The sequence below is a fragment of the Nostoc sp. genome, from assembly GCF_036917675.1.
GTDB lineage: Bacteria > Cyanobacteriota > Cyanobacteriia > Cyanobacteriales > Nostocaceae > Nostoc.
On record NZ_JBALCT010000067.1, the window covers coordinates 130,892 to 147,067 of the forward strand.

At 43.5% G+C, this 16,176-nt stretch carries 9 protein-coding genes; 5 read left to right on the forward strand and 4 right to left on the reverse strand.

Going from position 1 to position 16,176, the window contains the following annotated elements; translation table 11 throughout:
- Nucleotides 1–466: 466 nt before the first annotated feature.
- The 5 genes from V7K31_RS26025 to V7K31_RS26045 all read left to right on the forward strand — a co-directional run bounded on the left by V7K31_RS26025 (nucleotide 467) and on the right by V7K31_RS26045 (nucleotide 9,165).
- Complete coding sequence (locus V7K31_RS26025; protein ID WP_335098124.1) at nucleotides 467–2,053, forward strand: ferredoxin--nitrite reductase; 1,587 nt, start codon at nucleotides 467–469, stop codon at nucleotides 2,051–2,053.
- Between the two features lie 92 nt (nucleotides 2,054–2,145).
- Entirely contained in the window at nucleotides 2,146–3,648 is a 1,503-nt protein-coding gene (locus V7K31_RS26030; RefSeq protein WP_335098126.1) for a NarK family nitrate/nitrite MFS transporter, read from the forward strand.
- Between the two features lie 520 nt (nucleotides 3,649–4,168).
- Complete coding sequence (locus tag V7K31_RS26035; RefSeq protein WP_335098128.1) at nucleotides 4,169–6,403, forward strand: molybdopterin oxidoreductase family protein; 2,235 nt, start codon at nucleotides 4,169–4,171, stop codon at nucleotides 6,401–6,403.
- Between the two features lie 139 nt (nucleotides 6,404–6,542).
- Complete coding sequence (locus tag V7K31_RS26040) at nucleotides 6,543–6,995, forward strand: nitrate reductase associated protein (RefSeq protein WP_335098129.1); 453 nt, start codon at nucleotides 6,543–6,545, stop codon at nucleotides 6,993–6,995.
- Nucleotides 6,996–7,782: 787 nt separating this feature from the next.
- Nucleotides 7,783–9,165, forward strand: a complete 1,383-nt coding sequence (locus V7K31_RS26045; RefSeq protein ID WP_335098130.1) for a PrsW family glutamic-type intramembrane protease — start codon at nucleotides 7,783–7,785, stop codon at nucleotides 9,163–9,165.
- Between the two features lie 727 nt (nucleotides 9,166–9,892).
- Here V7K31_RS26045 and V7K31_RS26050 read toward each other — a convergent pair.
- From V7K31_RS26050 to V7K31_RS26065, 4 genes are all read right to left on the reverse strand, one after another.
- Nucleotides 9,893–10,540, reverse strand: a complete 648-nt coding sequence (locus V7K31_RS26050) for a hypothetical protein (RefSeq protein ID WP_335098131.1) — start codon at nucleotides 10,538–10,540, stop codon at nucleotides 9,893–9,895.
- 142 nt (nucleotides 10,541–10,682) lie between these two features.
- Nucleotides 10,683–12,263: a CHAT domain-containing protein gene (locus V7K31_RS26055; protein WP_335098133.1), complete on the reverse strand. Its 1,581-nt coding sequence runs from the start codon at nucleotides 12,261–12,263 to the stop codon at nucleotides 10,683–10,685.
- A gap of 132 nt (nucleotides 12,264–12,395) precedes the next feature.
- The gene (locus V7K31_RS26060; protein ID WP_335098135.1) at nucleotides 12,396–14,666 is read right to left on the reverse strand and encodes a protein phosphatase 2C domain-containing protein; all 2,271 of its coding nucleotides are present in this window, start codon (nucleotides 14,664–14,666) and stop codon (nucleotides 12,396–12,398) included.
- 662 nt (nucleotides 14,667–15,328) lie between these two features.
- Nucleotides 15,329–15,688 carry an NAD(P)H-quinone oxidoreductase subunit M gene (locus tag V7K31_RS26065; protein ID WP_334833890.1) on the reverse strand — a complete coding sequence of 120 codons (360 nt, stop codon included), beginning with the start codon at nucleotides 15,686–15,688 and terminating at the stop codon, nucleotides 15,329–15,331.
- Between the last annotated feature and the right edge of the window lie 488 nt (nucleotides 15,689–16,176).

The following is a 16,176-nucleotide window of genomic DNA, read 5'->3' on the forward strand; positions in this document are numbered from 1 at the left end:
ATGATTCTTGCCGGAGATATTGGTGGCATCCATACTTGCTTGGTTTTCTTTGAAGTGCAAGGGATGTCCCATTGGTTCTCTCTCATTTACCCTGGCTTATTGATGACTTTGATGCAAAAAATGCATAGTTTTCATCCATTTTCAGCAATTTTGCTAAAAAACCGTAACAATTTATACGATTTTAACATAAATTTCCCTTTAACTTATGAGTATCGAAATTGTTACATGAACAGTATCTAAAGCTGCTTAACAAATTTTCTAGATGTAAATAGCAACAAGTTTTCTTTAACTAATCACGGATTGGGAGTTTCGCTTTGGAATGCTCTTAAGTAAAAATAATCATCTGTAAGTAAATATTAAGTTTTTATTCCCTAACCTCGTAAATACAACACCTGATGGAACTACGGGTTGATTGATGTTGGGCAATTATCACCATATTCAGTAATTTGGAACCAGAGTCAGCCTCATGACAGACACAGCAACTACCACTACCAGCCTCAATAAGTTCGAGAAATTCAAAGCGCAAAAAGATGGACTCGCCATCAAGGGTGAGATGGAGAAATTTGCCGCCCTCGGCTGGGAAGCAATGGACGAAATCGATCGCGATCATCGGCTCAAATGGGTGGGTGTGTTTTTTCGCCCAGTTACCCCAGGTAAGTTTATGATGCGGTTGCGGATGCCTAACGGTATTCTCAGCAGCAGTCAGATGCGTATTTTAGCCCAAGTGGTGCAGCGTTACGGAGATGATGGCAACGCTGATATTACTACCAGACAGAATATTCAATTACGGGGAATCAGAATTGAAGATTTACCAGATATCTTTAATAGATTTGACGCAGTTGGTTTAACCACTGTGCAGTCAGGGATGGATAACATCCGCAATATCACAGGTGATCCCGTGGCGGGGTTGGATGCAGATGAGTTGTACGACACACGAGAGTTGGTACAGCAAATTCAAGATATGCTCACCAACAAAGGAGAAGGGAACCCAGAGTTTAGCAACCTACCACGGAAGTTTAACATTGCGATCGCAGGGGGAAGAGACAATTCAGTTCACGCTGAAATCAACGATTTAGCTTTTGTTCCAGCATTTCAGGAGGGGACAGGGCAAGAATTTTCCCAATCACCAATATTCGGGTTTAACGTTTTAGTGGGTGGCTTTTTCTCAGCTAAACGTTGTGAAGCGGCAATTCCTCTGAATGCTTGGGTGGTTCCAGAAGATGTGGTAGCTGTATGTAGAGCAGTTTTGGAAGTTTATCGTGATCATGGGTTGCGTGCCAATCGGCAAAAATCCCGCTTAATGTGGCTAATTGATGAATGGGGTTTAGAAAAGTTTCGAGCAGAAGTTGAAAACAGTCTGAGTAAATCATTATTACCCGCAGCAGCAAAAGACGAAATCGACTGGGAAAAACGCGACCACATTGGTGTATATAAACAAAAACAACCGAGATTAAATTACGTAGGCTTGCACATTCCTGTCGGGCGACTGTATGCTGAAGATATGTTTGAAATCGCACGTCTAGCGGAAGTTTACGGCAGTGGTGAAATCCGCTTCACAGTTGAACAAAACATCGTCATTCCCAACATTTCTGACTCACGTTTAGCAACATTTTTAACAGAGCCTTTGCTGGAAAGGTTTTCCATTGATCCAGGTTTGCTGACGCGATCGCTAGTTTCCTGTACAGGCGCACAATTTTGCAACTTTGCCCTCATCGAAACCAAAAACCGTGCCCTGGCAATGATTAAAGCCTTAGAAGAAGAGTTAACCTTCACCAAGCCAGTGCGAATTCACTGGACTGGTTGCCCCAATTCCTGTGGACAGCCCCAAGTTGCAGACATCGGCTTGATGGGAACTAAGACTCGCAAAAATGGCAAAACCTTGGAAGCCGTTGACATATATATGGGCGGCAAAGTTGGCAAAGATGCCCATTTGGGAACTTGCGTTATTAAAAGCATACCATGCGAAGACTTGCAGCCAGTATTGCAAGATTTACTAATCAAAAACTTTGGGGCAAAACTCAAGGAAGAAGCCTTACTAGTTAGCAACTGTTAAGGCATTGGGCATTGGGCATTGGTGCAACTTCCGAGTTCAAAGGCTGAACTTCCGAGTTCTTCTCTGTGTTTTATTCAATTAGAAAGATTGGAATGCTTAAAAAATTATTTTCATTCAGCGATCGCTACCGCATCTTACATCAGACTTGGCTAGCTTTCTTTCTCACCTTTGTTTGTTGGTTTAACTTTGCTCCCTTCGCTACAACCATTGGCAGAGAGCTACATTTAGCACCTGAGCAAATCAAAACTTTAGCTATCTGTAACCTCGCCCTCACAATTCCCGCACGGCTAATTATTGGGATGCTTCTGGATCGTTTTGGCCCCAGAATCACCTATTCAATGCTGTTGATGTTTGCGGTTGTTCCTTGTTTAGCGACGGCACTAGCCCAAGATTTTAATCAATTAGTCATCAGTCGTTTGCTGATGGGAATTGTCGGCTCTGGGTTTGTTGTCGGTATCCGCATGGTGGCGGAATGGTTTGAACCAAAGGAAATGGGCATTGCTCAAGGCATTTATGGCGGCTGGGGTAACTTTGGAGCTTTTGGCGCAGAGTTTGCCTTACCGATGTTTGCAGTTTCTACTAGCTTTTTCGCTGGTGGTGCTTCTAACTGGCGTTTTGCGATCGCACTTACAGGGATCATTGCAGCCATCTACGGCGTTATTTATTACAACAGCGTTCAAGATACGCCCACTGGCAAAGTATACAAGAAACCTCAGAAAAATGGTTCTCTAGAAGTGACCAGTATTAAAAGCTTCTGGGCGATGATTGTCTCAAATTTTGGTTTGATTTTCGCTCTAGGTTTATTAGCTTGGCGTTTGCAACAAAAGAACATTCACTTCCTAACTTTGAGCCAAATGTATCTGACTTTGTTGCTATTAGCAGGATTATTTGCTTACCAAAGTTACAAAGCTTGGGAGGTAAACCGAGAACTTCTCATTGGCAAGAAAACTTATGCTCCATCTGAACGCTTCCAGTTTGGTCAAGTAGCTTTACTCGAATTCACTTACATAACTAGCTTTGGCAGCGAATTAGCAGTTGTTTCTATGCTCCCGGCATTCTTTGAAAAAACCTTTGCTTTAGAGCATGTTATAGCTGGGATGATTGCTGCTACTTATCCCTTCTTAAATTTGATTTCTCGTCCCAGTGGTGGCTTAATCTCTGATAAATTTGGCTCCCGTAAGTGGACAATGACAATTATCAGTGCTGGCATTGGTGTTAGTTATTTAATGGCACATTTTATTAGTAGTAACTGGCCGATTCCGCTAGCGATCGCAGTTACAATGTTTGCCGCCTACTTTGCCCAAGCTGGCTGCGGTGCAACCTACAGCATCGTACCTCTAATTAAGAAAGAAGCCACTGGACAAATTGCTGGTAATGTGGGAGCTTACGGTAATTTTGGCGGCGTGGTTTACCTGACGATTTTTAGTTTAACCGACGCATCTACACTATTTAGCACAATGGGTTTAGCTGCTTTAGTCTGCGCTTTCATGTGTGCCTTCTTGCTCAAAGAACCAAAAGGCTCTTTTGCCGCTGCTTATGAAGGCGAAGCAGGAGAAACCGCAACTCAAAACACTATTTTCTTAACGGAAGAATAGAATTGGTGTTAACTTCAGCTAAAAGTCCTTTAAAACCTCGTTGGAAATGCAAATCAATTGCGGCTGTGCCGCAAGTCAGAGGCAGAGCCTCTCATTAGGCATTCCCAGTCAGAGACTGGGAACGAGACACGAGACAAACATCATATGTCCCCGCTTGCCTACATATCTTTTGACCTGCAATGCCAATGTATCGACCTGCATTGTTAATGCGAAACTTACAATGCCAATGTATCGACCTGCATTGTTAATGCAAAACTTACAATGCTAATGTATCGACCTGCATTGTTAATGCGAAACTTACAATGCTAATGTATCAACCTGCATTGTTAATGCGAGACTTACAATGCCAATGCATCAACCTGTAGAAATTAACCTACCTACGCAGTAGTAAGTTGGGTTGAAGAAGTAACTCAACAATTATTGATGTCTTTATCTAGAATTGGCGTGCAACACAGGAATTTCTCAAACTGTCGCTACATCTGAGGTTGCATAATCAAAATAACAAAATGGTACAATCGGCATGAGTGAATTTACCAAAACCCTTTGTCCTTACTGTGGTGTTGGCTGTGGTTTAGAAGTTTCACCTCCAGCCCAACATGGCAAAGCAACTAATCGAGATAGCCAAGGAAATCCAATTTGGCGAGTCCGGGGCGATAAAGCCCATCCATCTAGTCAAGGAATGGTTTGCGTTAAAGGTGCGACGATCGCAGAATCTTTAGATAAAAATAGATTACATTACCCAATGGTGCGAGACTCTTTAGATCAAGAGTTTCGCCGGGTTAGTTGGGATGAAGCTTTTGATCTCATCACCAAGCGCATTCAAACCGTGCGTTTCACCCAAGGGACAGAAGCTTTATGTATGTACGGTTCCGGTCAGTTTCATACTGAGGATTATTACATAGCCCAGAAACTCATGAAAGGCTGTCTGGGTACTAATAATTTTGATGCCAACTCACGCTTATGTATGTCTAGTGCTGTAGCTGGCTACATTCAAAGCTTTGGCTCAGATGGTCCGCCCTGCTGTTACGAAGACCTAGAGTTAACTGACTGTGCATTTTTAATTGGCACTAATACGGCTGAATGTCACCCCATCGTTTTTAACCGACTGGAAAAATATCACAAAAAGAATCGCAAAGTCAAAATGATTGTGGTTGACCCCCGTCGCACACCAACCGCAGAAGCTGCTGACTTGCATTTAGCGATTCGTCCCGGTACAGACATCGACTTGTTGAACGGTATCGCTCACTTGTTGATGCGCTGGAACTACATTGATACCATGTTCATGGATGAATGCACCATCAACTTTCCCACTTATGCTGAAGTGATTCGCCATTATTCCCCAGAAATAGTAGCTCGTCAATGTGGAATCAGCATTGAAGATTTAGAAACAGCAGCTCGCTATTGGGGGAAATCTGAGCGGGTACTGTCTTTGTGGTCAATGGGTGTGAATCAATCGTCAGAAGGGACAGCTAAGGTAAGAACTATCATTAACCTGCACCTGATGACTGGACAGATTGGCAAACCTGGGGCTGGTCCTTTTTCCCTCACTGGTCAGCCAAACGCGATGGGAGGACGGGAAGCCGGGGGTTTGGCGAATTTATTACCGGGATATCGGGCGGTGAAAAATCCTCAGCACCGCGCAGAAGTTGAGGAATTTTGGGGACTCAAAGCAGGACAAATTTCGCCCAATCCCGGTTTGACTGCTTGGGACATGATTACTGGCTTGGAAAATGGGGCTGTAGAGTTACTGTGGATTGCAGCTACTAATCCAGCTGTGAGTATGCCAGATTTAGAGCGAACTAAGAAGGCGTTATTGCGATCGCCTTTTACTATTTACCAAGATGCTTATTATCCTACAGAAACCTCTGCCTACGCTCACGTTTTGTTACCAGCAGCCCAGTGGGGTGAAAAAACTGGTGTGATGACAAATTCCGAACGAGTGGTAACTCTGTGTTCAGCATTTCGCCAACCGCCAAGAGAAGCTAAAGCAGATTGGGAAATTTTCGCCGAGGTTGGACGGAGATTAGGTTTTGAAAAAGAGTTCGCCTTTGCTAACTCTGCTGAAGTTTATGCTGAGTTTGTCAAACTAACTAAAACTCGCCCTTGCGATATGAGAGGTATCAGTCACGCGCAATTACAAGCAGAAGGGCCGACTCAATGGCCCCATCCTGAAGAGAATCCTAATTGTACAGACGCGATTAATCGCGTCTCTCCCAAACGCCTCTACACCGATTTACGCTTCCACACCCCTGACGGACGCGCTCGATTTGGGGCATATTACTCAAAGGGACTAGCAGAACCACCAGACCCGGATTATCCTTTTGTGCTAACTAATGGACGACTTTACGGACACTGGCATACGCAGACACGCACCGGGCAAATTGAAAAAATTTGTAAAATGCATCCAGAACCGTTTATTGAGATTCATCCCCGTGATGCTGCTAAGTTAGGTATTGTAGATAATCAATGTGTGGAAGTGCGATCGCGTCGGGGTAAAGCTAAGTTTCCTGCTAAAGTCACAAAAGCGATCGCGCCTGGTACAGTTTTTGTCCCGATGCACTGGGGTTCGCTATGGGCAGACAATGCCGAAGCTAATGCCCTGACTCATCCAGAATCTTGCCCCGATTCGCTGCAACCAGAATTAAAAGCCTGTGCAGTGCAGCTAATACCAATTGCTGTGGAAGTTACAATCAAAAATTATCAACTCCAGTCCTCACAATGGGAAGCCTCTAAAGTGGTAATTTCTAACCAGTAATAGCTAATTTCGTCAATAATCAATAGTCAATAGTTATAATAATTTTTCACGACCTTCAACCCAACCTACCAATTATCCTTAACTCAACCGTATTGGTATAAATTATTAATTTTGAATTTTGAATTTGGAGCGAAGCAACGTGACAGATTTCTTTGAATTTGAAGCAGACTTTGTTGATTCTTTGCGTTGCATCCCCATGCAGGTGCGTTGCAAATTAGATACCTGTGGGATCAAGCTAAAATTGTCTGATTGGAATCAAATGACTAAAGCAGAGCATCAAGCTTTAGTCGAATTAGCTTGCACTACAGAAACGGAAATTCAGTTTTACCACGACCATATCCAGCAGATAATTATACAACGCACGGGTATACCAGCGACAAAATTGCCCATCGAGCCTCATCCTGCATGGCTAGACTCTGCCACTGTACCAGCCAGCCTTCAGGAAAAAGCTCAAGAAATAGGTGTAACCCTAACACAACAACATTGGGCAGCTTTAACGCCCTTACAGCGTTTTGCCTTGATTAAACTCAGCCACCCAGGACATGAAAACAAAAACTTTAAAAGTGCGATCGCAGAATTTCATCTGCTTTAATTATTCAATAGCCATTAATAGAATAAATCTGTAGAGTGCATTACCCTTTGTTAACTTACTACCATTAAATAATACATCAAACTAAATTCAATACTGTAATGTGTCAAAAATGCTCACCCCCATTGGCTAGCAGAATTCCTCACACTACTTGGAACTAAGTACAGAATTTCATCAGTTCATAGCGAATTAAAATTGGCAAAACTCAGCGCCCCTCTGCGACGGCAGTCGCTCATGGGGGAAACCCCCAAGACTGCGCTGCCTTCCCTTTGCGTTCAAAAAAGCTACGAATTTCAAAAATGCTGTACTAAGATCGAAGACTCAGAACTAGCTACAGTCGTTTGAGGCAAGATACCGTAAATCTTGTGGTTCGATCTTCGGTGCAGTTTCTTTCCCTACTCCAAAGGAGATTAGTCAATTACAAGTGGCAAAAACAACTGATAACAGGAAACTGAAGATTATATAGTTTTATTAAAAAACTATATGCAATAAAAACTACTATTTTTTGATCAATTGCCGTGGGTTTAATTTGCAACTACGATGTCAACAGTATACCACCGATAGAAGCTGATTTATCAGCGTAACAAGGCATCTTTAGGACAAACTCTCAGTAGATTGAATAGTGATTCACATCAAGTGAAACAATTTAAAATTTTGCATCTGGAAATTTTAAATTTCTTAGCAGTAAGTGAAGCTATAGTGGATTTAGCAATGCTGCTGTTAATGTGGCTAAGGTTAGTCCTGCTGCCAAATTATGTGAAGAATTAGTTTAGAAACGCACTTCTTATCGATGACAGGGAAAAACGCAAGACATAATGCATTTCTGCGGCTAGTGTCTGGTAATGGGGCAGCTTTTGGATCAGAATCTCGCTACTCGCTGCCCCCCAGTAAAGAAATGGTAATTGGACGCGACCCCAGCTGCCAAGTTGTCTTGGATGCCATGATATACCGAATGGTATCTCGTCGTCATGCGGTGGTTCGTCCCCTTTCTCTATCCCCAGATAGTAAATTCAGCTGGGTGCTGTGTGATTTGAATAGTGCTAATGGCACTTATTTGAATGGACAACGCTTGTATGAATGTCAGGAATTGCACCCAGGCGATCGCATTTCTCTAGGTGCTGATGGACCACAATACGTTTTTGAGTACGAGTTTACCTCACTCACCCCGGCCACGACAGTTAACCAAATTATACCATTACCTTCGGCAACAAACTACCACAACCACACGCAATTAAAGCAGCCAGATTCTGTTAGCTTCACACAGCTTTTTCCGATTATTTCCACTGGTAAAGATTTAACTCGTAAAGCTTACCTCATACCGGGAATACTGACCGTAATCTTTGTAGTGTTAATGTTTGCTACAGTCGGTCAGCCCCAGGCTAATCAAGTTATTGTAGCAACTTACATCGCCTTCGCTGCCTACTATTTTGTTTACCAACTTTGCGGTAAACAGAAGCCTTGGTGGGTGCTAATGGCTGCGGCATTGGGTACGATGCTGATTTTGCTCAGTCCGTTGTTGGATGTATTTATCTTCGTGTTTCGCACCGTCCTGCCTGGAAACTTGCCCTCACCCCAAGAATCTATCACCTTCACAGAGTTGCTGGTGCGGATGTTTTTTGGCGCTGGCTTGATGGAGGAATTACTCAAGGCATTGCCTGTATTAGGGGCTTTTGCTATTGGTAGAGTGTTGTCTTCACCTTGGCGGGAACGTATTGGGGTCTGGGAACCTTTAGATGGTATTCTCCTGGGAACAGCTTCTGCTGTGGGCTTCACTCTCTTGGAAACTCTCGGACAATATGTGCCAGATATTACTCAAAATGTCTCGCTACAGGTGGGTACAGGCGCTGCTGGTCAACTGGCGGGTTTACAACTCCTAATTCCGCGAATTTTAGGCTCTGTAGCCGGACACATGGCTTATAGTGGCTACCTGGGTTATTTTATCGGGTTGGCTGTCCTCAAACCCAGTAGAAGTTGGCAAATTCTCTCTATTGGTTATCTTAGTGCCTCTGCGCTCCACGCTCTGTGGAATGCTACAGGATCAATCAATGCTTTGCTGTTGGTAGTTGTTGGGGTGTTATCTTACGCCTTTTTGATGGCGGCAATTCTCAAGGCACGGGCGCTGTCACCGACGCGATCGCAAAATTTTGCTACTCGATTTCTTGGCCCAAAATAAGAGAGGACTTACGCACTGTACAAATTAATCGCGATCTGAAATTAACCAGAATAGATTGTTTCAGGCTTTTCTTAATTATCCTTTGATAGTAAATAGACCATGCTGTAGAGGTACAGCAATGCCCATACGTGTCAACTTAACGTAAAAGCCAGTCTAGACAAAGCTTTGATAGATTTCCTCGTTCCCAGTCTCTGACTGGGAATGCCTATATGAGGCTCCGCCTCTTGAAAAGCGGCAGAGCCGCCATGAGCAAAATTTTCAGCCTCTGGCTGGAAACGAGATTTGAAAAGACTTTAAGCTTAAGTTGACACCAATGAGCAATGCTGTGCCCTGACGAAAGATGTGGTTTTTAAACTTCCCGATATTTGGCATTTCTTGTCAATGCGTAAGTCCTATAAGAGATGAAATAAATTCAAAATTCTTGCATTTAAGAAAAAGAAAGTATTTATCTCTTGGGATAGATGAACTACTTTGAAAATCAGCGTATTGTAAATTTATTCTGGGATAACTATATCTACAAAGATAAAGAGCATTCAACTTGTTGCGAAAGTCTTGATTTTAGACTCTTTCTTTGCTGCTGTGGGTAAGGCAACCACCATCTTTGCGAGATAAGCCTCTGAACGATCTCGTGCAAAGCGCGGACTACGGCAACTACAGCGCATGATGAAAATTCTCGCTTTTTCTACTCCCTACTCCCCATTCCCCATTCCCTACTCCCCATTCCCATTCATATTTCAGACTGAGACTTGTTAAGTTGAGTGAAAGCATAGGAAGCGATCGCTAAACTAACTTTTGCTTTATCTACTTCTGATAAAGCTGTCCACTCGCTATTTTTAAGATTACTGAGCGCAGATATGGGGTTTTGCGATTCGCTACTTCGCATGGCGTAAGCAAAAGGACGAGCCAAAACTAAAAGATCCTCAGTTCCCCAAGTTGGTAGTACTGTCTGAACGCACTCAACCAGTTGCTCACTGATTAATTGGCGAGCAGCAAATATCTCAGCTGCTTTGGTGGCGATGGCGTTGAGCAATTCTTGGGGGACATACGAAAAAAAAGCAGTATGTAATGTTTCTTGAAGATTAAGTACTACTGACTGTTGTAGGTTCTGATTATAGTCTGGTGTAGAAGTAATACCAGACCAAAGTGTGTCTAGATGGTTGTAAAAATCAGGCGATCGCCCGATCACTTCTTCGTCAACCAAATCTTCCATTCCAAACTGGTGTTCCAGTTCCTGAAAATAAGCTTCTGATTCTTCATCGGCTGGATTCCAGGGATAGGTAGCATCCTCTGGTTCCAGTAACGCTTCTAAAAACTCTAAATCTTCTTGAGATGGCAAAGAGGGGAAAGTGTCTGAACCGTTTATTTTTTTAGCCATTTTTTATTGCCTCAAGATTATTTGGTCGTATTGACAGCTACAATTCCTCAGAGGAGATTTCCGCAAAAACAGTTGATTTTTATCCCGGAAAAACAGACTTTAAAAGCTGATGGTCAACATCAAAATTCTGGCAATAGCTCTGTTAGGAGTCCTCAATAATAAACTCCCAGGTTTCACCTCTAGTACTTCCAAACTTTAACTGCATTCCCGATTTCAAAGGGACTTCCTCTCGGAGGATTTGTTGCCAACCGTTAGGGCCTAAAAACCAGGTTGTCCCGTAGGTGGAAAAATCTTGCAAGTAATAAGTTCGCATCAGTGTAGCATCAGTAAGAGTATTGCGACAGAAGATTTCGGCGTGGCGTTTGGATACAGATGGTTCGGGGATGACAATATCATTGTCTTTCGTGCGACCGATGCGGGTGACTCCATGACGCAACAACCAGATTTTACCTTTTGGGGTTAGCGATCGCAACGAAGCAGTCGCAAGCGAGAAACCGACATCAGGAATGGCTGTGTCTGGTAGTTCGGTAATACCTTCATCTAGGTTCTTAATCAGTTCGCCATTAAAATCTGGATGCAGATAGAGAACAGGCAAAGTCCAAGCAGGTTGATTAAATTTATACAGTGTTAATAACTCTTGCCTAGCCAGTGCTACAGCTTCATCAATTGGTTTGTGCGATCGCAAAGCTTCGGTAAAGGCTTGAATAAAACTGTGGCTTTCGTGGTCAGCGATTTCATCGCGCATCCCCAAAACCGCAGGTACACCATGACGAATCAGTACTTCTGCTAAACTGCTAGCAGGTATCGCTTGATGATTGCTAGCAGCTGGTTGTGCGCCCCAACAGGCGTTGAAAACCGCTAGTTTCACACCTGTACGGGTCAATACTTGGGCTAATTCTATCCCATTCAAGGGCATCTCTGGTCGCAAAAACAGTAACCCCCCATCGGGTCCTGGCAAACCATGTCCAGCGTAAAAGAAAACATTGTATGCTTTGGTTTCTAACTGATCAATCAATTCCTGTGGAGTTGGTTGTAGAAGTTGATTCACTATACAAGGTGCATATCTTTGGGAATTTCCACTTACAGGTGTATCTGCAAGAGTTTGCTGTAAGATCGCAGCTTCTTGTTCCAGTTCCAGGTTTTGATCATGGCCTAAAACCAGCAGAATAGTTAAAGCCTTGTCAGTTCGCAAATACGGTAAGGCATCAACTTCAGTGCTGGTGCGACTAAATAGCAAATCTGGGGAGAGAGACATCGCCGATTGACCAGGCTCACCCTGCATAATTTCCCAAGGGAAAGCGATGAGATCAGGGTCACGAATTTCTAGTCGAAACCGCAAACGTGTATGCTCACCCATAGCAATACCGCGACTGCGTTCTAGACTACTAAGAATTTGCCCGTCGAATACCCAGCGCCATAAATTCATGCCCAAGTATTGCATCAGACGACTGCTATAGGGGCTAGTGGTTTCACCTGAAGGGGGTAAAATCCGATCTATGGGCAATGGGTTGGCCTTTTGAGATGTTGAGTTTGGGGAAATATCGAGGCGACCATGACCAGCAAACATCTGTTGCCATTCTTGCCAAACTTGAGTGAGTTCAGCAGGCAATATACAGTCACGTAAAACGTAGCCACTGGGATAAGGAGCTTTGACCACCCAAATGGCGAAGTTGTCAGTGCCAGTGTTTAGGAGACGGGCGATCGCCAAATTCAGGGATGGCATGGATTCATTAAAATAAAAACTAAAAACAAATTATTTAAAATAAGAATTCTCCAAAGTGAAAATTTTCTACTTTTTTACTCTGATTGTTACCTGTTATTATTCCAGGTTTTTACAAGTTTATCGAGTATTTAACTAAGTTGGACTGGTGTCAGTTGGTTCACTAACTGGCGGTTGCGTCACAGTTCTACATGGATTTGGGACGTCTGATTGTAAAACAGAGACGGCAAAACGGTTCAGTTGGGAGAAGTCCAGCAATACTGTTTCCGGCAAAGGTTTGGAATTTTGTGGAACCGAGGTAATTACTGCTGGATTATTAGTATTAGCTGGAGTTTGTGTACTTTTATTGGCACAGACTCGCATAGATGCCGAAAAACCCCCAGAAGCAGGTTTGGGATTTAGTCTTTTCTGAACAACTTCTAAAAAAGTCCCACGGGGAAGCGATTGGTTGTTTCCCAAGGAGATTTCCTTGTTAGTTTTAATTACCCAACCAGGAGAAAGGTTAGCAAGCGATCGCGGTGTGGGTGTCTCTTCGATGCTAGGCTTTGGAGTTAGTATGGGATTAGCAATAATTGGAAATGAGACTGATGGCGATCGCAGTTGTTTGACGAAGAATCCTAAAGCACCTGCTGCTACCACAAATATTAATGGAACTATCCACTGTAGCGGTAAACTGGAAGTTTTGACAGGCTCAGTGTCGGGAATGACCTGAGTTTTGTTGTTTGGGCTATCTAAAAGTGTCGTATCTGTCGCTCTGGAAGTCAAATCCACAGTTTTGGCAGAATAACTCTTTGGAATGACTGCTGCGATCGTAATTTCTGGTTCCCAATATTGAACTTGATAATGGACTAAAGCGACGGTGACATTATCGTGCCCATTTTTAGTATTAGCAATTTCGACTAATCTATCCGCAACATTTGCTATATTTGTTTCCCCAAGCAGAATTGGCAAGATTTCTGTTTCCCAGTACTCCTCCACCCGATCAAAATCACTCAAACCATCGGATGTGAGTAGAAAAACAGCATCTTCATCAAGCATAAACCGTGTTGATGTGGGATGCAATGAAGTGCTAGGCCCCATACCCAAAGCCTGAACCAGAGAGCCAGCAGCACTCTGTTGCACAGCCTCACGATAAATAGCATAACCTAGCCGCACCTCGCGGCAGGCGACATCATCATCGAGGGTAACTTGATAACAGCCGTGGCGTGTAATCCAGTAGGCACGACTATCGCCAACGTGGGTAATGTACATTTCGTGAGCAACAGGCAATGCCATGACTAATGTCGTCCCCATACGCTGACGCCCTTGGCGATTTTCACTATCATTGCGCTGACTAATTTTGTCATTGGCAATGGACACTGCCTTTTCTAAGTCATCGAGCAGCAGTGAGGGATCTATGTGGTCGTAGGGAACTTTTGTTAGTTGCTGTACCTGCTGCTGGATCGTTTCAATGGCTAAATTTGAGGCGACATTGCCGCCCTCGTGGCCACCGATACCATCACAGACAATTGCTAAAGCTGTTGGTTGGGGTGGTTTGCTCACCATAGTGCCACTGGGGGGGCTACAGGCATCTTCATTACGTTGGCGAGTTGGCCCAGTGTCGGTTTTGGTGATAATTTTGATTGTGGGTGTTTGCGATCGCCCTAATTGTGCTAGTCCTTGATCTAAAACTGTGATTAATTGATCGGTTGAATTCATCTGTCCCTGAATTAAGGAAAGGCTAACCTGATCAACAAATTCAGTGATAGCTGGTTTGGCATCACTGACCAATTGCTGCCAAAATTCACCTAATTGGGGCAATTCTGGTGATGTTGCGATATCTAACCGCAATTCCAACAACCGGACTAATGAGCCTTCTACCCGTAATACATAGGAGTCAAGTAAGCTAGAAGCGACACCCTCACTCACCAGAGGTTGCCACAGATGAGCTATTTGCCATAACCAATTGAGTTGGCGCATCGATGTTGCATCCCGCCAAGCGGTGGTTAACTCGCTGCATAAATGCACTTGTTGGATTGTGTCATCTACTAATAGTGGCGGTTTTTCTAAGAGTAATATTTCTCCAGGGGAGGGACCGTCAGCGACAAAAAGCACTCCATATACCTGCGGTACGTGTAAGCGGTAGGGAATGAGTCTCAGGTAAGCTTTTAGAGGCTGGAAATTATCTAACTCAGGCGTTAGCGCTAATAAACCAGGCTTGGTATCTAAAAGAACAAATTTATCAAGGACTAAATAGCGATCGGCTAATATTTCTCCAGGGCTACCCACACTCGGGCCATCTACCACAGCCCAGAGATAATTTTTGGGTAGGGGCGTGGAACATCGCTGGCAAAACTTGTGGGTCAGGGGGTTGGCAGCCTGACAATTTTCATTTGGACAGTAGAGCGTTGCCGCGTCATTTTCCATAGTTTTCGCACCGATCAGCGATTGGCAATTTCTTTAACAGCATTAGTAGGGACAATCTAGACCGCTCATCTTTCTGAAACTTGACATACCCAGACTTTAGATGATGATTTTAGCTGGCGGATATCAGCAGGTGCTAATACTTAACTTATCCAAATAATACGCTCCCAAGTCAACCCTACAGCCTCATCATAGCTTCTGTTGCCCTGTGACTCTCCACCAATAAAGCAACTAACTCCAACCCTGTCCCCAAAGCATAACCCAAGCATGACTATGTTATTTGCTTTTGCTGACTTACCCCATCATTAAGAGGCAGATAATGTTGGTATTTATTTAGTTTATAAGTAAGATAGCAATAATTAACTTTAATTAAGAATTAAGATAATTAAATATACTTTTGGCAACAGTACCTGATGAATGAAGTGGTTCAGCTGACTTTTCACGGTATATCGAAAATCTCTCCTACAAGGCTACAGTGTACACACAAGTCATCGAATTCTCAAAAATCTTGAAAAACCTCACCCTGTCCTGACGGACATCCCTCTCCGTAAGTTCGGAGAGGGACAGGTTTTGCCTAGCAAAAGCTTTCTGGAGTTTTCTTTGGGCTTTACCACATCACCTGAATTGTCAGAAGGGTTCAGCGAGCTCGCTACCAACTATTGAGCTTATTGTTTGTCGTCAATTGCTACTTGGGGGACTCCCATGCTGTAGTTGGTAACACGGGCAGAGAGATTGTAGCTGAGTTCGCCGAGTTGCAGGAGCGATCGCAAATAATGCTCTAAGTCTGACCCCACACGGCGCAAGTTATAGTCTGTGAGGTCTACGCCACTAGATGCTTCTACTAGTTCATCAAATTTTCGGTAAACCTTTTGCAGCACATCTTCATTCCAGTTAAATTCGTTATCTGGGTCAATATCTAACGTTAAGACCTGTTCACTGGGAACCAGTTCGCCATCCCGGTCAATTTCACCTGCAAAAATGCGGACATGCCGGGTTGTAGACTTGAGCAGCATCGGGTTATCCATAAAAGGGTGCAAGATTTGGGTGGATTACACTGAAATTATTGTAGACGGTATATCTGAGCTTGAATGCTCTCAATTTACCGAAGAAGAATAAAGGCGCCAGTCGCCAGAATTCAGAATTGAATTCTGAACAAAAAAGTGGATGAATCCTGGTAAGCGAGCAAGCGACTTTAGTCGTCCAGGAGAAGAAAAGCATTCCTTGCTTGAAACCCCTGACTTAACTGCTGGGGTATTCTGACCCTTCGACAAGCTCAGGGCATCGCTCCTGACTTCTGACTTCTGACTCCTTTTCATCAGCTTTGAACGCAGTTTTAAAAGAGTATATTGAATGGGCATAAGTAAAAATATCATCTCTACTGATTAACTTGCTACCTCTATTAGGAGTTGAAGACAAAGCTAGCTGTTAGTACTGACAGTAGTCCAATTATTTTTCTGCAAAAATTACTGTTAGAGTGTTTTTATTTGGCGCATATAAACAAGTCTAAGCGGTG